Source organism: Chloroflexota bacterium (genome assembly GCA_018825785.1).
Taxonomy (GTDB): Bacteria; Chloroflexota; Dehalococcoidia; order JACVQG01; family JAHKAY01; genus JAHKAY01.
In genome coordinates, this window is the sequence record JAHKAY010000007.1 from 67,727 (window position 1) to 88,790 (window position 21,064).

Here is a 21,064-nt window from a genome sequence, read left to right on the forward strand (position 1 = left end):
TTTCACTTCCCTTCCATCAGGGGGACTACCCAGTCAACCCCCAGTTCTTCCAGCTTGGCCCGAGAGGGGCGACCTTCCGGCCAGCCCATCATCCGGTAGTAGGTCTCTTTGGCCTCTGAAAAGGCCTTTCCCTCTATGCCCATCCCCTTGAGGGGGCCGGAGGGGTGGGGGGTGAGAAAGCGACGGGGCAGGACATCATCGGCCGGGGAGAAGCCCTCCCGCCGGTTGAAGGCCTGGGCCATGTTCAGGGCCCTCTCCCCCACCTTCATCAGTTCCCACACCGAGGTGTTCCAGCCGGTAACGGCCCGGACCAGCTCGGCCACTCTCTCAAGCCCCACAAGGCCGTAGACGATGACAAAATAGCAGGTGACGGCGCAGTTCAGAAAATGCACCCAGAAAGTGTAGTAGATAAGGAGGCGGACCTTGGCCGGGGAGAGGTCGGTGAGGGGGAGGGGCTCCAGGATGCCCAGGGCCTTCATGTCCTCAAGGTAAGGGCTCTTGCCCGTGAAGTTGGAGTCGTGCATGTTGTGGCAGTGGTCCGCCCCGGTGGGCGACATTATGTAGCCCAGGCCCATCCCCTGCTTGTAGCGGGGCTCATGCATGGGGACCTCCTGCCCCTTGATGTGGAGGGCCAGCTCCTGGGCGGGGGGGGCGAGCTTCTTGGCGGCCCGGGCTACCCCTTCGGCCAGGATATCCCCCAGGCCCTGACGGAGGGCAATCCTCTCCACCATCTCCAGCATGGCCCGGCTGTTGCCGAAGCGGAGCTCCAGGCCCCCGGTGTCACGGGAAGTGAGCAGGCCCCGCTCAAAGCACTCCATGGCAAAGGCGATGGTGGCGCCAGTGGAGATGCTGTCCAGTCCATAGCCGTTGGCCAGCTCACCCCCCTTGGCGATGGCCTTCAGGTCATCAACCCCGCAGTTGGAGCCCAGGGCGGCGATGGTCTCGTATTCCGGCCCACCATAGCGGGGGTCAACCTGATAGGGCTCCTCCACCTTGACCTCCCGCTTGCACTGGACGGGGCAGGCATAGCAGCTCCTCCTGTTCCCTGTCTGGATGGTGTCCCTCATGGCCTCCCCGCTAATCCTCCCCGCCCCCTCAAAAGAGCCGGCCTGGAAGTTGCGGGTGGGCAGGCCCCCCCGGCGGCTGAGGCCCCTCACGGAAGAGGCCGTGCCCAGGTCCCTTATGTCCTGGTTGTTCACCGGGGCGTTGTCCCTCACCCAGCGGGCGATGCCGGCCACCCCCTGGGGGTCGGCCAGGGCCAGCTTCTGGTGCCCCCGGACGGCAATGGCCTTGAGGTTCTTGGAGCCCATCACCGCCCCCATCCCGGTCCGCCCCGCTGCGGCATCCAGGTCGTTGATGATACAGGCAAAGCGCACGAGGTTCTCACCGGCGGGTCCTATCTGGACTACCTTAACACCCCCATCCCCCAGCTCCCCACGGATGGCCTCCTGGCATTCCAGGGTCTTCAGCCCCCAGAGGTGACGGGCGTCCTTTATCTGGGCCTGGCCCTCCTGGACAAGGATATAAACGGGCTTCTCTGCCCTCCCCTCCACGATGATGGCGTCAAAGCCGGCGAACTTCAGCTCTGCCCCCCAGTAGCCCCCCGCCTCAGCCTCCCCGAAGGCCCCGGTGAGGGGTGACTTACCCCCCACGCTGTGGCGGCCGGAGCCCCCCACGGGCGCGCCCGTCAGGGGCCCGGCGGCGAAGATGAGCCTGTTCCGGGGGCCCAAGGCGTCCACCCGGGGGGGCAGGTCCCTGAGGAGATAGTAGCCAACAAAGCCTTCCCCGCCGAAATACTGGCGGTAGAAGTTGTCGGAAGGCTCCTCGATGGCTATCCTTCCCGAGGAGAGGTCAACCCGCAGGACTCTGCCGATATATCCTGGCACGGTACTAACGGGTGGCCTCTCGGACTATCTTCTCCAGCACCGGGGAGACATCCCGGGAGGTGTCCACGACAAAATGGCGGCGGGCTATCTTTTCCCTCGTTTCCTTCATCCTCTGATAGACCTGCCAGTCGGCATCGGAGGGGGTCTGGTCAGCGGCCTTTCGGGCTTCCAGGCGGGCCTGGACCAGGGTGGGTGGGGCCTCCACCCAGACCAGGATGAGCCGGGCCCCCCGCCTCTCCGCAATATGGTAGAGGTATTCCCTGTTCCTCTCGGAAGTATTGGTGGCATCCAGGATAACCGGGATGTTCTTGCCCAGGAGCTCATCTATCAGGCGGTGGATGAGGCTGAAGAGATAAGAGCTCTCCTCGGCCGAGTAGGTAGGCCGGGGCAAGAGCGTTTTCCTCAGGGCATCGCTCTCCACCACCACGGCGGGGAGACGCCGATATAGCTGGTGACAGAGATGGCTCTTACCGGTGCCGGGCAGGCCGGAGAGGACGATGAAGGGCGGTTCCACCACAGGCTCAGGGAGGGGTCCCAGGCTTGCCCGGAGCCGCCCCAGGTCCTGGGCGAGGTTGTCCATCGTTGAATATTCTAGAGGGGGGAGAGGGTTTTATCAAGCCAGCCCGCCTTCAGGAGCTTCGGTCAAAGAGAAGGCGGTTGAGAAAGAGGGACTTCCGGGAGGAGGCCACCTTGAGGTCAGCCCTCAGCCCGGCGGTGAGGCGGCGGAGGATGATGGCCAGGAATACCCCCAGAAGGGCCAGGGTTATGCTCAGGGGCTGGCGGGAAATATAGCTGGCCAGGGGGAGGGTGGCGAAGGCAACCGCCATGCCCAGGGGCAGGCTCCGGCTGTTGGAGCCCTCCCAGAGGCGGACCAGGAGCGCCAGGCCCAGGGGTATCAGGGCGAAACGGAAGGCCGATGGGGCCAGGGTGAGGGCCATGGTGATGCCGGTGCTGTTGCCCCTGCCCCCGGTGCTGAGGAAGGGGAGAGGCCACATCTGGCCCAGGACCACCATCAGCCCCGCCAGCGCTACCCCCCCAGGCCCCAGGCCCAGGGCCCTCCCCACCAGCACGGGAATGGCCCCCTTGGCCAGGTCGCCCAAAACAGCCAGCAAGGCGGTCCATCTCGCCCTCCCCCAGAGGGCAATATGCAGGTCGGGCTCCTGCCTCAGGTCCACTCCCCTAAGCCTCCCCAGCAAATAGACCTGGGGCAGGGAGCCCAGCAGGTAGGAGCATACGGCCAGGAGGATGACGGAGAGCACCTAGTCTTCTGCGTAGTAGGCCAGGCCCACCACGCCCGGCCCGGTGTGGACACCCATCACCGAGGTGAACTGGGTAAGATACAGCTCCTGGGGCTGGAACTCCCGGATGATTTCTTCCCGCAGGGCGAGGGCCTCCCCCAGGGCGTTGGCGTGGAAGACGGACGCATGTAGCGGCCTCTTTCCCCCTGCCCTCTTCCGCATAATCTGCACGAGGCGGGAAAGGGCCTTCTTTCTGGTGTGGACCCTCTCCAGAAGCCCCACCTCCCCTGCGGAGAGGGTGAGGATGGGCTTTATCTGGAGGAGGGAGGTGACCCAGGCGGCCGCTTTGGGCACCCTCCCCCCCCTGGCCAGGTAGTGGAGGGTATCCAGCACCGCCACCAGCTCCACCCGGGGCATAATCCGTGTGGCCGTGTCCATCACCTCCTGAAGTTCCTTCCCTGCCCTGGCCGCCCGGGCCGCCGCCAGGACCACAAAGCCCTGGGCCATGGCCGCCGTGCCCGAGTCCAGGACCCGGATGGCAGTGCGGGGGAGCACCTCCCTGGCCAGCTCCGCCGCCGCACGGGCTGAGTCAAACATCCCGGACAATCTGGCCGAGACACTTATGCATAGGATGCTCCGGGTCTTCTCCCCCACCCTGCGGAAGACCTCCAGGTAGTCCCCCGGGGAGGCTGGGGAGGTGGTGGGCAACTTCTTGGCCTCCTTCAGCAGACGGTAGAACTCCTCAGGGGTCAGGTCCAGTCCGTCCCTGTAGACCCTGCCCTCGTAGACCAGGTTTACCGGCACCACTTCAATGCCATACCTTCCCACCTCCTCCTGGGGAAGGCAAGAGGTGCTGTCAGTGACTATGGCTACTGATGGCATTCGCCTGCTCAGGGGCTTTACCTTCGCCGTGGCCTATACTGCGTTCCAGGAGGGCCGGGCTCAGCAGCAGGCCCAGGGCCAGAAGGGCAAGGAGGATGAAGCCGATATAGCCCACCAGCCCCTGGACGCTCAGGGCCACCAGGATAAGGATGAGGAGCTCGGGGGTGAGGAGGGCTCCCGTCTTGAAGAGCCTCTGGCGGAGGCGGATGAAGGTGGCTGCCGCTACCGCCAGGGTGAGGAAGCTGAGGGCAATCCAGGCGTCGGCGTCATGGCCCTGGCGCACAAACTCCGCCCACCTGCCCTGAAACCGAAGGGCCAGGACCCAGCCCAGGATAACGGGGAAGGGCAAAAGCACCATGGAGCCGTAGAGCCAGTCCCGCTTCACCGCCTGGACCGCAACGGTGGAGAGGAGCCACCAGGCCAGGGGGATATAGGCCAGGATTACCACCTGGGCCCAGAGGGGCAGGGAGAGGAGAAACAGTCCCACCCCCAGGACCAGCAGGAGAAGATATCCCAGCCAGGGGAAGAGCCATGCCGGTTTGCCATGTCTCCACCCGTAGAAGGCCATGCCCAGGATGGCAACAAAGAAGAGCATCAGCCAGCCCAGATTCCGCCACAGGTGCAGGGCAAAGAAGAGGGCAAAGACACTGTGAGGCAGGGCGGCCAGGAAGGCCCAGCGCCAGCTCCCCTGGCTGTAGGCCTCGTAGAACTGCTTCGCCAGGAGCTGGGGAGGCCCCATGGCGGAGAAGGCTAGCCTTGCCGCCTCTTCGGGCGTCGCCCCTTCCTGACATAGCTCCTGGGCCCTGTCCTCCAGGTGGGTGGTAAGTTCCCTGACTATCTCCCTTTCGCTGGAGGGTTCCACGCGGAGCCTGGCGGCCAGGTTTCTCAGATAGAGCTTGAGCTCTGCCGACATCTCTTGTCTACGAGGCTGGGGCAGGCCTCAGGACCAGGTTCACGGCGGTGGCAAAGCCCTGCCATTCCTGGGTCATCCTGGCCAGGTTCCGGCTCCCCTTCTCCGTGAGCTGGTAGTATCTCCTCTCCTGGCCGCCGGGGAGACGCTCCCAGCGGGAAGAGAGATAGCCCTGCCTCTCCAGACGGTGGAGGGCCGGATAGAGGGTCCCCTCCCGAAGCTGGAAATAGCCCTGACTCCTCTTCTCCAGCTCCTTGATAATCTGATAGCCATACATGGGCTTCTCACTGATGAGGGTGAGGAGCAGGGAATCGGTATTGCCCTTTAGTAGCTCTCTGACATACTTCACGGGATACCTCGCAATGCTATGTGCGGGCATCATAGCACCGGCCCCTGGCCCTGTCAACGCCATTCGGCTTGACGGGGGATAGGAGAATAATTAGCATAAGAGAAGATGGCCGCCAGACCTTCTCTCATTGCCATAGATGGGCCAGTGGCTGTGGGCAAGACCAGCCTGGGCAAGCTCCTGGCCCGCTGGCTGGGCTATACGTTCGTGGACACCGGGAACATGTACCGGGCCCTCACCTGGAAGGCTTTGAAGCTGGGCCTGGACCTGGACCAGGAAGAAAACCTGGGGGAGCTGGCCGAAAGGACCCGGATGGAGCCCTGGGGAGTTGACGGCTTTCTGGTAGATGGGGAGGGGGTGGGTAAAGAGCTCCGCAGCCAGGAGGTGGAGAAGGGGGTCTCTCTGGTGGCCCGTCACCCCCGGGTGCGCCTGGCCATGGTGGCCCTCCAGCAGCGTCTGGCCCAGGAGGGAAGGGTGGTGATGGTGGGAAGAGACATCGGCACGGTGGTCCTGCCCCAGGCCCAGGCCAAGTTCTTCCTCACCGCCACCCCCGGGGAGAGGGCCCGCCGACGCTTCCGGGAGCTAGAGGAACAGGGGGGAAACCCGGTATATGACGCCGTTCTCAAAGACCTGGAGAGGAGAGATGGCATAGATAGCAGCCGGGCAAACTCTCCCCTCCGTCCCGCCCTCGATGCCCGCCTCATTGATACCGACGGGCTGACCCTGGAGGAGGCGGCCCAGAAGGTGCTCTCTCTGCTGGAGGGAAGATAATGGCCAAGACCTACTACCCCAGTGTTTGGTTTGTGAAGTCCCTCCTTCTCACCCTGACCCGCTTCCAGGTGGTGGGGGGGGGAAATGTGCCAAAGACGGGCCCCCTTATTGTGGTCTCCAATCACCTGAGCCAGGCCGACCCGCCCATCATCGGCGCTGGCATCCCCCGCCGGATAGTCTTTATGGCCAAGGAGGAGCTCTTCCGTTCCCCCCTCATGGCCCTCATAGTGAAAGGCTTTGGTGCCTTCCCTGTAAGGAAGCAGGGAGCCGACCGGGATGCCCTGCGGCAGGCCCAGGAGGTCCTGGAGAAGGGCCTGGCCCTGGGGGTCTTCCCCGAAGGGACGCGGAGCAAGACCGCGGTCCTCCAGCCGGGAATGCTGGGGGCAGCCTTCATCGCCCTGAGGACCGGGGCCCCTGTCCTGCCCGTGGGCATCTGCGGCACGGAGGAACTCAGGGGTGCCGGGTTCCTGCGGCATCCTGCCATCACCATCAATATCGGGGAGCCCTTCACCGTGGCCCCCGCCCAGGGCCGCGTCACCAGGCAGGCACTCCAGGACCTCACTGCCTATATCATGGAGAGGATAGCCCAGCTCCTCCCTCCCTCTTACCAGGGGGTCCATGACAAGGGGGTTGTTGTTGGCCGTTGAGCGGGCCCGGGAGATGGGCCTCTGCTTTGGTGTGCGCCGGGCCATCCGCCTGCTGGAGGAGGCCGCCAGAGAATTTGGGTCCCTGGACAGCCTGGGCCCTGTGGTCCATAACCGCCAAGTGGTGGAAAGGCTGGAGGGGATGGGGGTCAGGGTGGCCAGGGGCCCGGAGGACCTGGTGAACCGGGTAGTGGCCATCGCCTCCCACGGCCTTGGCCCCCAGGATATGAAGGCCCTGGAGGGGAGAGAGGTGATAGATGCCACCTGCCCTATCGTGGCCAGGGCCCAGCGGGCCGCCCGGGACCTGGCCCGGGCAGGTTTCCAGGTGATTGTCTTCGGCGACAGCCTTCACCCCGAGGTGAGGGGCCTCCTGGGGTGGGCGGGGGACGGTGCCCTCGCCACCGAGGCCCCCCTCCGCTTCCAACCCTGGCCCAAGAGGCTGGGCCTCCTCTCTCAGACCACCCAGAGCCCGGACGCCTTTGCCACCTTCATCGCTTCCGCCCTTCCCCCTGCCCTGGGCCGGGGGGCGGAGCTTCGCATTGTCAATACTATCTGCCAGCCCACCCGCAGGCGTCAGGCGTCTGCCCTGGAACTGGCCCGGCGGATGGAGGTGATGCTGGTGGTGGGAGGAAAGACCTCGGCCAACACCCGCCGCCTGGCCGAGCTTTGCTCCCCCCTGGTGGAGGTCCACCTGGTGGAAAAGACCGATGACATAGACCCCGCCTGGCTAACGGGGAGAAGAAGCATCGGCCTCACCGCCGGGGCCTCCACCCCCGATGAGGTCATTATGGAGGTGGAGGCCAGGCTCCGGGCCCTGGCGGGCCGGGGATAGACTTGAGAACAAGCCATCTCCGGACGGCAACCCTTGTCCTCCTCCTGCTGGCCCTGGTTACCGGGAGCGTCATGCTCTACTGGCGCTATCCCCGGACGCCCTCCCTGGAGATAGTCCTCCCTTCTCCCACCCCCCTGCCGTCACCGACCTTAGAGGGGCCTTCCCCCACCCCCCAGAGGGTGGACATCAACCGGGCGGAGCCCTGGCTTCTGGAGGCCCTTCCGGGCATCGGCCCCCGCCTGGCCGAGGCCATCGTCAGCTACCGGCAGGAGAATGGCCCCTTCCGCACCCCCCAGGAAATCCAGCGGGTGCCCGGGATAGGGGTGGAACTCTACGAGAGGCTAAAAGACATCATCACGGCAGGGGAGTAGCTTGGCCCTGTTCTCCATGAGCCTGGGCGGGGTGGTGGGGCTGGTTGCCAGCGCGGCCCTCCCCTGGCTCCTCTTCCTGGTCCTTTCTGTCCTCGGCCCGGCTCTGGCCTTTTTCCTTCGCCGCCGGCGTGGCCTTTTCCTCGCCGCCCTGGCCCTGATGGCCCTGGGCGTGGGGGGCCTGCGGGTGAAGGCCCTTCCACCACCCGGGGAGGGCCTGGTCCCCTTCCTGGGCCGGGAGGTAGACCTGGAGGGGGCGGTGGTTGATGGCCCCCAGCCCGCCGACGGCCTCCAGATGGTCCGCCTCAGCGTGGAAAGGGTAAATGGGGAGGAGGCCCGGGGGGAGGTGGGGGCCCTTCTCCCACCCCCCCTGGAGCTGGGTTACGGGGACCGGCTCCGTTTGAGAGGAAGGCTGGAGGAGAAATCTCCGCTTATCTTCCGGCCCCAGGTGGAGCTTCTGGAAAGGGGAAAGGGCTTTCTGCCCTGGCTCCACCACCTGCGTCTCGGACTGTCTGGAGCCCTGGCCCGCGCCCTGCCTGAGCCCCAGGCCTCCCTTTCCCAGGGCATCCTCCTGGGACTGCGCGGGAGCATCCCCCAGGACCTGAGGGACGCCTTTTCCCGGACCGGGACGGCCCACATCCTGGCCATCTCCGGCCTCAATGTGGGGATACTGGCAGGTATCCTCCTCAGCTTCTTTGCCTGGGCATTGGGGCGGGAGAGGCCCACCTATCTGGTCCTGGCCTTTCTGGGGATATGGCTCTATATCTTCCTCAGCGGCCTCATGCCCTCGGCGGTGAGGGCGGGGGTGATGGCCTCCATTTTTCTGATGGCTGAGGGCCTGGGCAGACAGCGCTCGGGCCTGGTGGCCCTGGCCTTTGCCGCCGCTCTTATGGCGGGGCTGAGGCCCTCCCTGCTGGGGGAGGTCTCCTTCCAGCTCAGCTTTCTGGCCATGGCCGGCCTGGTGGTCCTGGCCCCTCCCTTCCAGGCCCTGGGGAGGCGGACAGCCCTGCCCGGGTCCATGGTGGACGGCGTGGCCTACAGCCTGGGGGCCATCCTGGCCACCTGGCCCCTCATCGCCTACTACTTCGGCATCGTATCCCTGGTGGGCCTTCCCGCGACCCTTCTCGCCCTGCCCTCCCTGGCTGGGATCATTGTCTCCTCCGCCCTGGTGGCCGGTCTTGGCCTCATATTTTCTCCCCTGGGCTATGCCCTGGGCTGGGCCGCCTGGCTCTTCACCAGCTACCTCCTGGTGGTGGTGGAGCTCTTTTATCGCCTCCCCCTGGCCTTCTTCCGGGTGGAGTTCACCCCAGCCCTGGTCTGGGCCTACTACCTGGGCCTGGGCCTCCTCATCTCCGGAGTCGCGATGGGTAGGAGGTCCCTGGCCCTCCTGAGGGAAAGACTCCCTCCCTTCTGGGAGCGCCTGCCCCGGAGGGGACTTCTCCTCGGCCTCTTTTTCCTTTCGGCTCTGGTCTGGTCGGCGGTCCTGTCTTTGCCCGACCAGAAGCTCAGGGTGAGCTTTCTTGATGTCGGGCAGGGCAGTGCTGTCCTCATCCAGAAGGGCACCGTTCAGGTCCTGGTGGACGGGGGGCCCAGCCCCGGGAAGCTCAACCAGGCCCTGGGCCAGGCCCTCCCCTTCTGGGACAGAAAGATAGAGGCGGTCGTCCTCACCCACCCCCACTCCGACCACCTCACCGGCCTCCTGGAGGTGCTCAAGAGGTATGAAGTGGACACGGTCCTTGACCCGGAGCTGGAGACGGCCTCTGCCCTCTACGAAGAATGGCGCCGGCTCCTTGAGGAGAAAGGTGTCCCCCTGCTCCGGGCCCGAGCCGGGCAGGAGCTCAGGCTGGGGGAGGTGACGGTGAAGGTGCTGAATCCCCAGGTGGAGTACCTCCAGGACCTGGACAACAGCAGTGTGGTCCTGCGCCTGGAGGCGGGGAGGGCCAGCTTCCTCCTGACCGGGGATATCTATCGGGCGGGGGAACTGGAGCTCCTGGCCCGGGGTGCCCTTTTGGAAAGCTCCGTCCTCCAGGTGGCCCATCACGGCAGCGGGGACTCCACCTCTGCCTCTTTCCTGGCGGCCGTCCAGCCTTTGGTAGCGGTAATCTCGCGGGAAGAGAAGGAGGACCACGCTGACCCTGAGGTGGTGGCCAGGCTGGAGGCCTTGGTGGGGGAGAGGCTCTACTTCACCTCCCGCCAGGGGACCATAGTCTTCACCACCGACGGCCAGAGGCTCTGGGTGAGGACATCAGGATGAGTTTGCCCGCTCGCTTTCGTCACACTGAAGCCGTTGGCGGTGGGGTACGTCCCAGAATCAGAAGTTTGACACGCTGGCGGGATTATGATAGTATAATACATAGGACCTGAGAGTCCACCAAATCGATGAGAGGAGGTGTATTGTGAGGGTTCAGGCGATGCTAGGAGTTTGGCAGGTTGATAAGTGAGGCCCTGCTGTCTGGCAGGGCAGGCAAAGCTTAGACCGGGCTCGAGATAGGGAAGCGGAGCCAGTCTGAGGCACAGAGGCTCAATGCGGTGGTAACACCGAGAGTGAGTCGGGTCTAAGGAGAAGCGAATAACAGAAGGAGGGCGTCTGCAGAGGCGCGCTCCTTCATTTTTGTCTGCTTGATGTTGTGGGTGGGACAATGTTCCCGCGAATGTCGATTGAACTTGCCTCCCTGGGACGGTTATAGACAATCTCCAAAGATAGAACTTTACCCCAAAGGGGGCCTCGGTTATACTTGAAGACATGCTGGGGCGGAGGGATTTTCTCAAGGGCCTGGCCCTGGGGGGAGGGGCGGTGCTCCTGGGGGCCTGCGCCCCTGACTCCTCTCCTGCCCTGACTCCTCCCCTGCCCCTGTCCCCTCTCCGGTCCCTTTGGCAGTCCCACACAAGGAGGAAGAGGCCATGACCAGAGTGGTGCTGGCGAAGACAAAGGAGAGGGCGGCGGGGGTGAGGCGGGCCCTGGAGCTTCTGAAGCCCCCTTCCCCTTCGGGCCAGGATGTCCTCCTCAAGCCCAATTTCAACTCTGCCCACCCCACCCCAGGCTCCACCCACGGCGATGTCCTGCGGACCCTGGTAGCTTGGCTCAAGGAAACGGGAGCCAGGACCATCACCGTGGCCGACAGGAGCGGCATAGGGAATACCAGGAGGGTCATGGAGGAGAAGGGAGTCTTTGACCTGGGGCGGGAGCTGGGCTTCCAGGTGCTGGTCCTGAACGAGATGGAAAAGGGGGACTGGGAGCCTATACAGGTGCCCGGCGGGCACTGGAGGGATGGCTTCTACTTTGCCCGCATCGCCCGGCAGGCCCCTTACATCGTGCAGACCTGCAATCTCAAGACCCACCGCTTTGGAGGGCATTTCACCCTCTCCCTCAAAAACACTGTGGGCCTGGTGGCCAGGACCCTCCCCGGCCAGACGCGGAACTATATGTTTGAGCTCCACTCCTCCCCGAACCAGCGGCTCATGATTGCCGAGACAAACACCGCCTATACCCCGACCCTTATCCTCCTAGACGGGTTGGAGGCCTTTGTGGAGGGGGGACCCGAAGCGGGCAAGAGCGTGGAGCCGGGGGTCATCATGGCAGGAACGGACCGGGTGGCCATAGACGCCGTGGGGGTTGCCATCCTGAGGCACCTCGGCACCACCCGGGAGGTGAGCCGGGGTCGCATTTTCCAGCAGGAACAGATAGCCCGGGCGGTGGAGTTGGGGCTGGGGGTGGACAGTCCCCAGAAGATAGACCTGGCCACCCCCGATAACGAAAGCGCGGACTTCGCCGAGACCATCGGGAAAGTCCTGGTTGGAGGATAGAGAAGTCATGTCTCGTATTGACGGCCGCAACAACAACCAGCTCCGCCCCACCACCATAACCCCTGGCTATTCCGCCTTTGCCGAGGGCTCGGCCCTGGTAGAGGTGGGCCTCACCCGGGTGGTGTGCACCGCCACCCTGGAGGACAGGGTGCCCTTCTTCCTCAAAGGCAGCGGCCGGGGGTGGATAACGGCGGAATACGGCATGCTCCCCCGCTCCACCCTCACCCGCAGCCCCCGGGAGAGGAACGGCCGGACCCACGAAATCCAGCGCCTCATCGGCCGCAGCCTCCGGGCCGTGGCCGATATGTCCACTTTCGCGGAGAGGACCTTCACCGTGGACTGCGATGTCCTCCAGGCCGATGGGGGGACCCGGGTGGCGGCCATCACCGGCGCCTATGTGGCCCTCTACCAGGCCATGCTCGGCCAGGTGAGGGCAGGCCTCCTTGCCTCCGTTCCCTTGCGGAGCCAGGTAGCGGGGGTGAGCGTGGGGGTGGTGGGCGGGGAGGAGATGCTGGACCTGTGCTACGACGAGGACTCCCAGGCCGGGGTGGACTTCAATGTGGTGATGACGGCCCAGGGGCATTTCGTAGAGGTCCAGGGCACCGCCGAGGCCCACCCCTTCCCCCGCCCCACCCTGGACTCCCTCATCAACCTGGCCGAAAAGGGCATAAAAGAGCTCTTCATCATCCAGAAACAGGCCCTCAAAACCCTCCATGCCTGAAGACCTGCTGCTTGTTGACACCCACGCCCACCTGGAGGAGATCCCGGACCTGGACTCTGCCCTGGCCCGGGCCCGGGGGGCAGGGGTGAAGGCCATCATCGCCGTCGGCTCTGACCTGGCCTCCTCCCATCGGGCGCTGGAGATTTCCCGGGACCACCCCGGCTTTGTCTTCCCCGCCCTGGGCGTCCACCCCACCAGCCTTGGAGGGGAAGAGGCGGTCTTCCATTTTATGGAGGAGAACCTTGACAAAGCGGTGGCGATAGGGGAGGTGGGGCTGGACTACAAGGTGGCGGGGCCGGGGGACCTCAGGGAGGCCCAGAAGAGGGCCTTTGCCCGGTGTCTGGAGATGGCCCGCGCCCGGCGGAAGCCCGTGCTGGTCCACGCCCGCGGGGCCTGGGCCGATGCCTTTGACCTGGTCAAGAGGTCAGGGGTTGAGAAGGCGGTATTCCACTGGTTCAGCGGCCCGCCGAAGGTACTGGAAGAGATCCTGGCCTCGGGCTACTTTGTCTCGGCCACCCCGGCGGTGGAATACAGCCCCGGGCACCGGTCGGCTGTCCAGCATGCCCCCCTGTCCCAGTTGCTATTGGAGACGGACTCCCCGGTCCGGTACCGGGGGAGGGACTCGGAGCCGGCCGATGTGATGCGGGTGCTGGGGGAAGTTGCCCGGCTCAAAGGGATAGAGGAAGCGGAGCTTGCCCGTATAACTACCGCCAACGCCCTCGCCCTTTTCGGGATAAGAACTGCCGGCATTTGAGCCCCCACCTATCTGAGTTTCCCTATCAGTTCCTCTCTTGAAGTGTTGTTCCAGAGACCTACTCTAGTGAGGATGTCGGACAGAGTGCCTTTGGCCAGAATGCGGTGAGCCGGGACGGTGATGTTGTGCACGCCAAGAGGCGTAGACTTTCGCAGCCTTATGTGACTGCCCCGCTGTCTGACGATTGCATAGCCCAGGGATTGGAGCAATCTGAGGACGTCGTCCCCGCTAGCCTGAGGCAGCTTTGGCATTGGCTAGCTTTACCTCGGATAGGGTGAGAATGGTGATGGGCTCGTTCGTGTCGCCCAAGTGGGTAGCTACAGCCTCCTTGATGTTCTCAAACAGCTCGTCCAGGGTTTTCCCCTGAGTGAATATATCCTCCCCTATCCCCCGGGCGCACCAGAATTCGCCGTCAAAATAGGTCTCAATCTTTACCAGCATTCTCCGCCTCCAAGCGTGATTATACCAAAAAGGCGGCGGCCTTCTAGCCCTGTGCCAATATTGATGAAGGGCAGCCGGGCAAAGATAACCCCTATGTAGGTTATCGCCAGGACAACGGCACCTTTCAGCATATAAACCGGCGACCATTATACCTGACCCTGGCAAGCCCCTTGAGTTCTTGTCCTGTCAGATGTATTCCAGCTGTCTAAGGACTAGAAAACTGGCATTCATGCATGATAGAGCGTCAAATCTTTCGATGCCATACGATTTGGTGAACGGTTCTCTGGGAACACCGAGTCCATCTAACATATCTTTGGTAAGACCGAGCCCGAACCGGATGTAGTCATTTAGGCGAATCCTGATGAAGTCTTTGGCGTCCTTGTCCACCATTTGGTCAATGATTGGGTATTTCTGAACCTTGGCGTCTCGGATATATTCCACAACTTCTGTTGCCCCTGCGTCTAGGAGTTCTTGTATGAAAGCTTGTTCAGAAATTCCATGCTTCTGGTCAATTTGCTCGAGACCTTGCGAGACACGTTGTTTTGCCGCTTCCGCCTCGTATAGGATGTTATAGTAGTGGATGTAGATATTCCTCAACTTCCGAACAAGGTGTGCTTCTTGCTTCATTCTGGCGTCCAACAAGGCGCTGGGCACCTTGTTTATCAAGTCCTTGAAGCTGGGGCGCTTTCCCCTAAAGCTCATGCTGCTGATGTTATCACCCAGCTTCAAGATGAGCGCCAACTCAACGGCAAGAGAGCTATACCAGATAGAAGCATTGTCGAACGCCTCTATGTACGCGTAGACTCCGTCAGCAAAGAATCTTGTTGGAGGCTCAAGTCTCTTATTGCGTCCAAGCAAGCTGTGCACTAGTTGCCTGACGGTTTCGACCTCTCTTGCCCGACCCTGTCTGTATTCGGCGGGGAACTGCCCTTCAATGGCAGGAGACATAGGCGCAAAGCTCCTAGCCCGGCCTTACCTGACCCTGGCCGAATACTATCCACTTGTAGGTGGTGAGTTCTTTGAGGCCCATGGGGCCGCGGGCGTGGAGCTTCTGGGTGGAGATGCCCACCTCCGCCCCCAGGCCGAACTGCCCCCCGTCGGTGAACCGGGTGGAGGCGTTGACATAGACGCAGGCAGCATCTACCTCGTTAAGGAAGCGCTGGGCCGAGGTGTAGTCCTCGGTGATGATGGCCTCGGAGTGGCCGGAGCCGTATTTCTCTATGTGGGCCAGGGCCTCGTCCAGGCTTTCCACCACCTTCACCGCAGCGATTAGCGCCAGGAACTCCTTCCCCCAGTCCGACTCCTGGGCGGGGACCAGCTTCAGGCCGGGGACTGCCTCCAGGACGGCGAAGGCTGCGGGGTCGGCCCTTAGCTCCACGCCGGCTTTCCCCAGCTCTCTGGCCATGTGTGGGAGGAAGCTGGGAGCGATATCTTTGTGCACCAGCACGCAGTCCAGGGCGTTGCACACCGTGGGCCTCTGGACCTTGGCGTTATAGACGATGCTTGTCGCCATCTCCACACTGGCCGAGCCGTCCACATAGGTATGGCAGACGCCGATGCCACCGGCTACCACCGGCATGGCGGCGTTCTCCACCACATAGCGGATAAGGCCCTCCCCGCCGCGGGGAATCATCAGGTCAATATGCTCCCTCATCTTCAGCATATAGCCCACCAGGGCCCTGTCGGTGTTCTCAACGAACTGGACGGCCCCCGCGGGCACCCCCCCCGCCTCCGCCTCCTCCCTCACCAGCCGGGCCAGGGCGGAGCTGGAGCGCACCGCTTCCTTACCCCCCCTCAGGATGACGGCATTGCCCGACTTGAGGCAGAGGACGGAGATGTCCACAGTGACATTGGGGCGGCTCTCGTAGATGGCCCCGATGACCCCCAGGGAGACCCTCTTCTTGCCCACGATGAGGCCGTTGGGCAGGGTGCGCATATCAAAGACCTCGCCCACAGGGTCGGGGAGGGCTGCCACCGCCCGCACGTCCGAGGCCATGCCGGAGAGGCGCTGGGGGTTGAGGAGAAGCCGGTCCAGCATGGCCGGGGCCATCCCCGAGGCCCGTCCCTCCTCATAGTCCTGCTGGTTGGCCTTCAGCACCTCTTTCTGCCTTTTCTCCAGGGCCAAGGCGATATTGTTGAGGGCCCGGTTCTTTATCTCCGTGGAGAGCAGGGCCATCTTTTTTGAGGCGGCCCTGGCGGCCCTGGCCTTGGCCTCCAGCTCGGCTATGCCTGCGGTTGTCATCGTCCACCCCCTACTAAACACCTATTCTAGTTTCCCCACCCCTGCCAGTAAAGCCCTGTTATAATGGCGGCATGAAAGGGCGGCTCCTCCTCTTTGACGGCCATGCCATCGCCCACCGGGCCTACCACGCCTTTGAGCGCAGCCCCGAGCGCCTGAGCACCAAGAAGGGCGAGGTGGTGAGCGCCGTCTATGGCTTCGCCCAGATGCTCCTCAAGGCCCTCAACGATTATAAACCTACCCACTATGCCATCGCCTTTGACCTCCCCACCCCCACCTTCCGCCACCTGGCCTATGAGAAGTACAAGGCCCAGCGTCCCCCCGCGCCCGACGAGCTAAGACAGCAGTTTGTCCGCGTGAGACAGCTGGTGGACGCCTTCCGCATCCCCGTCTTTGAGGTGGCGGGCTATGAGGCCGACGATGTCATCGGCACCCTAACCCGCCAGGCAGGGGAAAAGGGCCTGGAAACCATCATCGTCACCGGCGATGCCGACGCCATGCAGCTGGTATCCCCCACCGCGAAGGTCCTCTACCCCCGGCCCAGGGGCAGCTTCGGCGACGCGGTCCTCTTTGACGAGGCGGGGGTGGAGGCGAAATACCAGTTGGCCCCCTCCCATCTGGTTGACCTCAAGGCCCTGGCCGGGGATGTCTCCGACAACATCCCGGGGGTGCTTGGGGTGGGGGAAAAGACCGCCCTCAGGCTCATCCAGCAGTTCGGCAGCCTGGAGGGGGTCTATCAGCACCTGGACGAGGTGGCCCCCCCGAAGCTCCAGGAGACCCTCCGGCAGGGCCGGGAATTGGCCTTCAAGAGCCAGGAGCTGGCCACCATAGTCAGGGATTTGCCTATAGAGCTGGACCTCGAGGCCTGCTCGGTCAGGGCCTATGACCGGGCCCGGGTGGCGGAACTGTTCCGGGAGCTGGAATTCGTCAGGCTTCTTTCCATGCTGCCCCAGATAGTGGGGCCGGAGGCCATGCCCGCCGAGGTGAAGAAGCCCCAGGGCGAATACAGGGTGATAAACACTCTCCCCGCCCTGGAGGAACTGGCAGCCCGGCTGGAGGGGACCGAAACGCTGGCGGTGGACATAGAGGCAACCGGCAAAGAGGAGAGGGCGGCGGAGCTGGTGGGGATATCCCTGTCCTGGCGGCCGGGGGGGGCCTGCTACATCCCCCTGGGCCACCGCCTTCTGGGCCAGCCGGAACAGCTCCCCCTCCCCCTGGTGGCGGGAAAACTCCGCCCTGCCCTGGAGGCCCCGGGCCTGCCCAAGGTGGCCCACAACGGCAAATACGACATGACGGTCCTGGGCAAATACCAGGTGAGGGTGAAGCCCCTGGCCTTTGACACCATGGTGGCCGCCTGGCTCCTGGGGGAAAGGGCCGTTAATCTCAAGGCCCTGGCCTTCTCCCGCCTGGGGGTGGAGATGACACCCATCTCCGCCCTCATAGGCAGCGGGGCCAAGCAGATTTCCATGGCCCAGGTCCCCATGGAGCAGGTGGCCCCCTACGCCTGCGCCGACGCCGACTTCACCCTCCAGCTCAAGGCCGTCCTGGAAGAGCAACTGAAAAAGGAAGGGCTGGAAAAGCTCTTCTATGAGGTGGAGATGCCCCTGGTGCCCCTCCTTCTCAGGATGGAGCAGGCGGGGGTGGCCCTGGACCTCAATCTGATGAGGGAAATCAAGCAGGCCATGGACCAGGAGGTCTTGCGCCTGGAGAAGGAGATATACCGGGTGGTGGGCCACACCTTCAACATCAACTCCACCCAGCAGCTGGGGCAGGTCCTCTTTGAGGAGCTGAAGCTCCCCCACTCCCGCCGGACCAAGACGGGCTATTCCACCGAGGCGGCGGTGTTGGAGGAGCTAAGGGATGTCCATCCCCTTGTCCCCCTTCTCCTGGACTACCGCCAGCTTATCAAGCTCAAGAACACCTACGTGGATGCCCTCCCCGCCCTGGTGAGCCCGGAGACGGGCCGCCTCCACACCAGCTACAACCAGACAGGTACCGTCACCGGACGCCTCTCATCAAGCGAGCCCAACTTGCAGAACATCCCGGTGCGGGGGGAGTGGGGGAGAAAAATCCGCCAGGCCATCATCGCCGGGGACGGCCGTCTCCTCCTGTCAGCGGACTATTCCCAGATAGACCTGAGGGTGCTGGCGCATCTTTCCCAGGACCCCAGCCTGGTGGAGGCCTTCTTGAGGGACGAGGACATCCATACCGCCACCGCCGCCCAGGTCTTCGGCGTGGGGCTAAACGAGGTGACCCCCGATATGCGGCGGGTGGCCAAGACGGTGAACTTCGGGGTCATCTACGGCATGAGCGAGTATGGCCTGGAGCAGGCTACCGAGCTCTCCCGGGAGGAGGCAGCCAAATTCATCGCCGCCTACTTTGAGAAGTATCCCGGGGTCAACGCCTACCTGGAGGAGACAAAGGAGAAGGCCCGCAACCAGGGCTATGTGGAGACCGCCCTGGGACGCAGGCGCTATATCCCGGAGATTAACTCCCCCAACCGCCAGTTGAGGGAGTCGGCGGAGAGGATGGCCATCAACATGCCCGTCCAGGGCACCTCCGCCGACATCATAAAGCTGGCCATGCTCTCCATCCAGAGGGAGATGGACCGCCGGGGCCTCAGGAGCTTCATGACCCTCCAGGTTCACGACGAGCTGGTCTTTGAGGTCTACCCGGAGGAGCTGGAGGAACTCAAGGGCATCGTCAGGGAAATCATGCCCCGGTCCCTGGACCTGCGGGTCCCCCTCAAAGTGGACCTCAAGGTCGGCAAAAACTGGGGGGAGATGGAATGAAAAGGGAGGGGGTAACCGCGGAAGGCTCTGGCCGTTATAGGAGGGTGAAAGGAGTATAGTATGTCCAGGAGACTAATGAGGGCACTGCTCGGATTTCTCTTGGTCTTGCCCCTGGTGGCGGCGATTGGGTGCGCTACTCCCCCGTCGCAACGGGCCCCTCTTCTCCCCCAGGGCTTTGATGTCGCCCTCCTGCCCAATGTGGACATCCAGGGCTACATCTATGTGAACCAGCAAGCCCAGCTTTCTATCTCCGCCACCCTCTCGCCCGGGTTTCCTGCTGGCGTTGGTGTGAACTCGGCCAGTGGGTGGTTCGGGCCGAGTGTAGAAGCCTTCGGGGCTGCTCTTGACATGCGGAGGGAGACCGAGGCGCAGCTTCTGTCCGGGCTGCGGACCCTGGGGGCCTTGCCTTTATGGGCCCTGGCCTCAGGGCGCCGGGTGTTCCTGGCGGCGGGCTCGGGGGTGTGGACGGAGAATCTGAAGGCTGCCCTCTTTACCCAGAGGATGAGCCCCCTGGCCACCAAATATCCTGCCATCTGGGGGGATTTTGCCTACTTTCCCGGCAGTCCCCCGGCCAGACCGGTTGGGGGAGGCTTTTTGAGAATCGACGGCGAACTGGTAGGGTCCCTGGGTCCGGCGCTGGGCTTCCCTGTTGCCACCCTTACCCAGCCCCTCCTGGCCGCAGGTATCAGCTATGCCCCCTTCCTTCTCTACGCCGACGGGCCCATTGAGCTCCCTGAAAGGATTGACGGCGACCTATTCAAGAGGGTGGGCCTGCGGGCCCTGGTGGTCGGTCACTCCGGCTATCCCCCCCTCCTGTTTACCCTGGGGTTCAATTCATTCGTCCAGCAGGCAGGCCTGAGCAGGACCACGGTGAGAGGCATGGACATCTATACCTATCCAGCTCCGGCCCCCGGCATTGAGATGCTCCTGGGGCGTAAGGAGAACCTGCTCTACATCTCCATTGCCCCCACCAGAGAGATGGCGGAGGGGCTCCTTTTGAGCGCCCTGGAGTGAGGCCTGAAGGACCGGGTTGCCCGAACTCCCTGAGGTAGAGACCATCAAGGAGGGCCTGCGCCCTAGGCTGGCAGGCCAGAGAATCACCGCGGTGGAAGTGTTGCGGGCGGGGGCAGTGAAGGCCCCCCATGCCGAGGACTTCTGCCGGGGCCTGGCGGGGAACCGTATTCTGCGGGTGGAGAGGAGGGGCAAATACCTTCTTTTCCCCCTGGAGGATGGCAGGTATCTTATTGTCCACCTCAGAATGACCGGTGTCCTCATCTGGGACGGGGGGGACGTTCCCTATGTCTCAGTCCGGTTCTATCTGGAGGGAGGCCACCGTCTGGTCTTCCAGGACCGCCGCCGGCTGGGGGCCCTCTGGCTGGTGGCAGACACAAACACAGTAGTCGGGGGCCTGGGCCCCGAGCCCCTGGGGCCGGAGTTCACCCTGGAGGCTTTCAGGGAGAGGCTAAGAAAGCGCTCGGCCCCCGTCAAGGCCCTCCTCCTGGACCAGCACTTTCTGGCGGGCCTGGGGAATATGTATGCCGATGAGGCCCTCTTCCAGGCCAGGGTCCACCCCTTGAAAAAGGCCCAAGCTCTCTCCCAGGCCGGGACCGCCGGGCTTCACCGGGCCATAAAAGAAGTCCTCAGCAGAGGCATTGCTTTGAAGGGGGCCAGCGTGGACACCTATCGCCTGCCCGACGGGGGCAAAGGGGGTGCCCATCTAGTCTTCCAGGTGGCCCACCGGCGGGGCCTCCCCTGCCCCGTCTGCTCCACCCTCATCCAGAGAATCTCGCTGAGGGGGCGGGGGGCCTACTTCTGCCCTAGCTGCCAGGGCCTTCCTTAAGCCTTAGCAAGGTCCGGCGGGCCAGCTCCCAGGAGAAGCCCCGCCTCAGGAGATAGGACAGCATCCTCTTCGTGAAGGTCTCCTCGTCCAGGCCCTTGAGGCTCTTGGCCTTTTTTCTGGCGGCGCGGAGAGCTGATTCATCCTCGTCCAGGCCCTGGACAGTCTCCCGGGCCAGCTCCGGGTCTATCCCCTTCCGCAGTAGCTCCTGCTGAATGAGCCTTTTGCTCCTGGGGGAGGCTGTTTCCCGCCCCTCCTTCCAGAAGCGGGCGAAGGCCCCCTCGTCCAGGAGGCCCTTGCCCTTGAGGCGGGCTATGGTCTCCTCCACGGTGTCGGGGGGGAACCCGTGGCGGCCCAGCCTTTCCCGCACCTCCTTCTCGCTGCGGGGACGGTAGGAGAGAAGGCGCAGGGAGAAGTCCCGGGCCTGCTCCACGGTATCCTTCCTGGTGAGGGCCTCGACCTGTTCCGGCGAGAGCTCCTTTCCTACCTCCAGGCCCTGGGCTGCCTCTTTTGCCAGGGCGAAGGCGAAACGGCCGTCAAGGAAAAGGTTAACCCTCTTGCCCCTCTTCTGGGGCCGGATGGCGGTGATGGTGGGCATG

24 protein-coding genes are annotated in these 21,064 nt (G+C 63.8%); 12 read left to right on the forward strand and 12 right to left on the reverse strand.

Annotated elements, in window-relative coordinates; translation table 11 throughout:
• Positions 1 to 2 precede the first annotated feature (2 nt).
• The 6 genes from KJ624_01900 to KJ624_01925 are packed head-to-tail and all read right to left on the reverse strand — an operon-like array spanning position 3 to position 5,295.
• A complete protein-coding gene (locus tag KJ624_01900) occupies positions 3 to 1,886 on the reverse strand; it encodes an aldehyde ferredoxin oxidoreductase family protein (GenBank protein ID MBU2008597.1) in 1,884 nt (627 codons plus the stop codon).
• Positions 1,887 to 1,890: 4 nt separating this feature from the next.
• The gene (locus KJ624_01905) at positions 1,891 to 2,466 is read right to left on the reverse strand and encodes an ATP-binding protein (GenBank protein ID MBU2008598.1); all 576 of its coding nucleotides are present in this window, start codon (positions 2,464 to 2,466) and stop codon (positions 1,891 to 1,893) included.
• Between the two features lie 49 nt (positions 2,467 to 2,515).
• Entirely contained in the window at positions 2,516 to 3,145 is a 630-nt protein-coding gene (locus KJ624_01910; GenBank protein MBU2008599.1) for a glycerol-3-phosphate acyltransferase, read from the reverse strand.
• The gene (locus KJ624_01915) at positions 3,146 to 4,006 is read right to left on the reverse strand and encodes a DegV family protein (protein MBU2008600.1); all 861 of its coding nucleotides are present in this window, start codon (positions 4,004 to 4,006) and stop codon (positions 3,146 to 3,148) included.
• Positions 3,981 to 4,919, reverse strand: a complete 939-nt coding sequence (locus KJ624_01920) for a hypothetical protein (GenBank protein ID MBU2008601.1) — start codon at positions 4,917 to 4,919, stop codon at positions 3,981 to 3,983. Before KJ624_01920 ends, KJ624_01915 begins: the two co-directional genes overlap by 26 nt.
• Positions 4,920 to 4,926: 7 nt before the next feature.
• Positions 4,927 to 5,295 (reverse strand): PadR family transcriptional regulator, encoded by a 369-nt coding sequence (locus KJ624_01925; protein MBU2008602.1) that lies wholly within the window; start codon positions 5,293 to 5,295, stop codon positions 4,927 to 4,929.
• A 75-nt stretch (positions 5,296 to 5,370) separates the two neighbouring features.
• On the opposite strand from KJ624_01925, the gene cmk reads away from it, so the two are divergent.
• The 9 genes from cmk (at position 5,371) to KJ624_01970 (ending at position 13,156) form a co-directional block, all read left to right on the forward strand.
• Entirely contained in the window at positions 5,371 to 6,033 is a 663-nt protein-coding gene (gene cmk / locus KJ624_01930; protein ID MBU2008603.1) for a (d)CMP kinase, read from the forward strand.
• Positions 6,033 to 6,680: a 1-acyl-sn-glycerol-3-phosphate acyltransferase gene (locus KJ624_01935; GenBank protein MBU2008604.1), complete on the forward strand. Its 648-nt coding sequence runs from the start codon at positions 6,033 to 6,035 to the stop codon at positions 6,678 to 6,680. The genes cmk and KJ624_01935 overlap by 1 nt, the downstream gene beginning before the upstream one ends.
• On the forward strand, positions 6,670 to 7,509 hold the full coding sequence (gene ispH, locus KJ624_01940; protein MBU2008605.1) for a 4-hydroxy-3-methylbut-2-enyl diphosphate reductase: 840 nt from the start codon (positions 6,670 to 6,672) through the stop codon (positions 7,507 to 7,509). The genes KJ624_01935 and ispH overlap by 11 nt, the downstream gene beginning before the upstream one ends.
• 2 nt (positions 7,510 to 7,511) lie before the next feature.
• Positions 7,512 to 7,880, forward strand: a complete 369-nt coding sequence (locus KJ624_01945; GenBank protein ID MBU2008606.1) for a helix-hairpin-helix domain-containing protein — start codon at positions 7,512 to 7,514, stop codon at positions 7,878 to 7,880.
• 1 nt (position 7,881) lies between these two features.
• Positions 7,882 to 10,131 carry a DNA internalization-related competence protein ComEC/Rec2 gene (locus KJ624_01950; GenBank protein ID MBU2008607.1) on the forward strand — a complete coding sequence of 750 codons (2,250 nt, stop codon included), beginning with the start codon at positions 7,882 to 7,884 and terminating at the stop codon, positions 10,129 to 10,131.
• Positions 10,132 to 10,620: 489 nt separating this feature from the next.
• Positions 10,621 to 10,782 (forward strand): twin-arginine translocation signal domain-containing protein, encoded by a 162-nt coding sequence (locus tag KJ624_01955; GenBank protein MBU2008608.1) that lies wholly within the window; start codon positions 10,621 to 10,623, stop codon positions 10,780 to 10,782.
• Positions 10,779 to 11,681 carry a DUF362 domain-containing protein gene (locus tag KJ624_01960; GenBank protein ID MBU2008609.1) on the forward strand — a complete coding sequence of 301 codons (903 nt, stop codon included), beginning with the start codon at positions 10,779 to 10,781 and terminating at the stop codon, positions 11,679 to 11,681. Before KJ624_01955 ends, KJ624_01960 begins: the two co-directional genes overlap by 4 nt.
• Positions 11,682 to 11,688: 7 nt before the next feature.
• Positions 11,689 to 12,402 carry a ribonuclease PH gene (rph, locus tag KJ624_01965; GenBank protein ID MBU2008610.1) on the forward strand — a complete coding sequence of 238 codons (714 nt, stop codon included), beginning with the start codon at positions 11,689 to 11,691 and terminating at the stop codon, positions 12,400 to 12,402.
• The gene (locus tag KJ624_01970) at positions 12,395 to 13,156 is read left to right on the forward strand and encodes a TatD family hydrolase (protein ID MBU2008611.1); all 762 of its coding nucleotides are present in this window, start codon (positions 12,395 to 12,397) and stop codon (positions 13,154 to 13,156) included. The genes rph and KJ624_01970 overlap by 8 nt, the downstream gene beginning before the upstream one ends.
• An 8-nt stretch (positions 13,157 to 13,164) precedes the next feature.
• Here the strand turns inward: KJ624_01970 and KJ624_01975 are convergent, their stop codons facing one another.
• The 5 genes from KJ624_01975 to KJ624_01995 are packed head-to-tail and all read right to left on the reverse strand — an operon-like array spanning position 13,165 to position 15,839.
• A complete protein-coding gene (locus KJ624_01975; GenBank protein MBU2008612.1) occupies positions 13,165 to 13,407 on the reverse strand; it encodes a type II toxin-antitoxin system HicA family toxin in 243 nt (80 codons plus the stop codon).
• A complete protein-coding gene (locus KJ624_01980; GenBank protein ID MBU2008613.1) occupies positions 13,385 to 13,597 on the reverse strand; it encodes a type II toxin-antitoxin system HicB family antitoxin in 213 nt (70 codons plus the stop codon). The genes KJ624_01975 and KJ624_01980 overlap by 23 nt, the downstream gene beginning before the upstream one ends.
• A complete protein-coding gene (locus KJ624_01985) occupies positions 13,588 to 13,728 on the reverse strand; it encodes a hypothetical protein (protein ID MBU2008614.1) in 141 nt (46 codons plus the stop codon). The genes KJ624_01980 and KJ624_01985 overlap by 10 nt, the downstream gene beginning before the upstream one ends.
• Before the next feature lie 55 nt (positions 13,729 to 13,783).
• On the reverse strand, positions 13,784 to 14,545 hold the full coding sequence (locus KJ624_01990; protein MBU2008615.1) for a hypothetical protein: 762 nt from the start codon (positions 14,543 to 14,545) through the stop codon (positions 13,784 to 13,786).
• A gap of 13 nt (positions 14,546 to 14,558) precedes the next feature.
• Complete coding sequence (locus KJ624_01995) at positions 14,559 to 15,839, reverse strand: glutamate-5-semialdehyde dehydrogenase (GenBank protein MBU2008616.1); 1,281 nt, start codon at positions 15,837 to 15,839, stop codon at positions 14,559 to 14,561.
• Between the two features lie 71 nt (positions 15,840 to 15,910).
• Between KJ624_01995 and polA the strand changes: the two genes are divergently transcribed.
• The 3 genes from polA to mutM are packed head-to-tail and all read left to right on the forward strand — an operon-like array spanning position 15,911 to position 20,468.
• Positions 15,911 to 18,628: a DNA polymerase I gene (gene polA, locus KJ624_02000; protein MBU2008617.1), complete on the forward strand. Its 2,718-nt coding sequence runs from the start codon at positions 15,911 to 15,913 to the stop codon at positions 18,626 to 18,628.
• A gap of 60 nt (positions 18,629 to 18,688) precedes the next feature.
• Complete coding sequence (locus KJ624_02005) at positions 18,689 to 19,642, forward strand: hypothetical protein (GenBank protein MBU2008618.1); 954 nt, start codon at positions 18,689 to 18,691, stop codon at positions 19,640 to 19,642.
• A 16-nt stretch (positions 19,643 to 19,658) separates the two neighbouring features.
• Positions 19,659 to 20,468, forward strand: a complete 810-nt coding sequence (mutM, locus tag KJ624_02010) for a DNA-formamidopyrimidine glycosylase (protein MBU2008619.1) — start codon at positions 19,659 to 19,661, stop codon at positions 20,466 to 20,468.
• Here mutM and KJ624_02015 read toward each other — a convergent pair.
• Complete coding sequence (locus tag KJ624_02015; protein MBU2008620.1) at positions 20,446 to 21,063, reverse strand: recombination regulator RecX; 618 nt, start codon at positions 21,061 to 21,063, stop codon at positions 20,446 to 20,448. The two genes, mutM and KJ624_02015, sit on opposite strands and share 23 nt — an antisense overlap.
• Between the last annotated feature and the right edge of the window lies 1 nt (position 21,064).

What these genes read in the sequence shown, in the direction of transcription:
- KJ624_01905 (MBU2008598.1), bottom strand. Translation starts at nt 2,466, where the DNA reads ATGGACAACCTCGCCCAGGACCTGGGGCGGCTCCGGGCAAGCCTGGGA.
- KJ624_01915 (MBU2008600.1), bottom strand. Translation starts at nt 4,006, where the DNA reads ATGCCATCAGTAGCCATAGTCACTGACAGCACCTCTTGCCTTCCCCAG.
- KJ624_01920 (MBU2008601.1), bottom strand. Translation starts at nt 4,919, where the DNA reads ATGTCGGCAGAGCTCAAGCTCTATCTGAGAAACCTGGCCGCCAGGCTC.
- KJ624_01925 (MBU2008602.1), bottom strand. Translation starts at nt 5,295, where the DNA reads ATGCCCGCACATAGCATTGCGAGGTATCCCGTGAAGTATGTCAGAGAG.
- cmk (MBU2008603.1), top strand. Translation starts at nt 5,371, where the DNA reads ATGGCCGCCAGACCTTCTCTCATTGCCATAGATGGGCCAGTGGCTGTG.
- KJ624_01935 (MBU2008604.1), top strand. Translation starts at nt 6,033, where the DNA reads ATGGCCAAGACCTACTACCCCAGTGTTTGGTTTGTGAAGTCCCTCCTT.
- KJ624_01955 (MBU2008608.1), top strand. Translation starts at nt 10,621, where the DNA reads ATGCTGGGGCGGAGGGATTTTCTCAAGGGCCTGGCCCTGGGGGGAGGG.
- KJ624_01960 (MBU2008609.1), top strand. Translation starts at nt 10,779, where the DNA reads ATGACCAGAGTGGTGCTGGCGAAGACAAAGGAGAGGGCGGCGGGGGTG.
- rph (MBU2008610.1), top strand. Translation starts at nt 11,689, where the DNA reads ATGTCTCGTATTGACGGCCGCAACAACAACCAGCTCCGCCCCACCACC.
- KJ624_01970 (MBU2008611.1), top strand. Translation starts at nt 12,395, where the DNA reads ATGCCTGAAGACCTGCTGCTTGTTGACACCCACGCCCACCTGGAGGAG.
- KJ624_01975 (MBU2008612.1), bottom strand. Translation starts at nt 13,407, where the DNA reads ATGCCAAAGCTGCCTCAGGCTAGCGGGGACGACGTCCTCAGATTGCTC.
- KJ624_01980 (MBU2008613.1), bottom strand. Translation starts at nt 13,597, where the DNA reads ATGCTGGTAAAGATTGAGACCTATTTTGACGGCGAATTCTGGTGCGCC.
- KJ624_01985 (MBU2008614.1), bottom strand. Translation starts at nt 13,728, where the DNA reads ATGCTGAAAGGTGCCGTTGTCCTGGCGATAACCTACATAGGGGTTATC.
- KJ624_01990 (MBU2008615.1), bottom strand. Translation starts at nt 14,545, where the DNA reads ATGTCTCCTGCCATTGAAGGGCAGTTCCCCGCCGAATACAGACAGGGT.
- KJ624_01995 (MBU2008616.1), bottom strand. Translation starts at nt 15,839, where the DNA reads ATGACAACCGCAGGCATAGCCGAGCTGGAGGCCAAGGCCAGGGCCGCC.
- polA (MBU2008617.1), top strand. Translation starts at nt 15,911, where the DNA reads ATGAAAGGGCGGCTCCTCCTCTTTGACGGCCATGCCATCGCCCACCGG.
- KJ624_02005 (MBU2008618.1), top strand. Translation starts at nt 18,689, where the DNA reads ATGTCCAGGAGACTAATGAGGGCACTGCTCGGATTTCTCTTGGTCTTG.
- KJ624_02015 (MBU2008620.1), bottom strand. Translation starts at nt 21,063, where the DNA reads ATGCCCACCATCACCGCCATCCGGCCCCAGAAGAGGGGCAAGAGGGTT.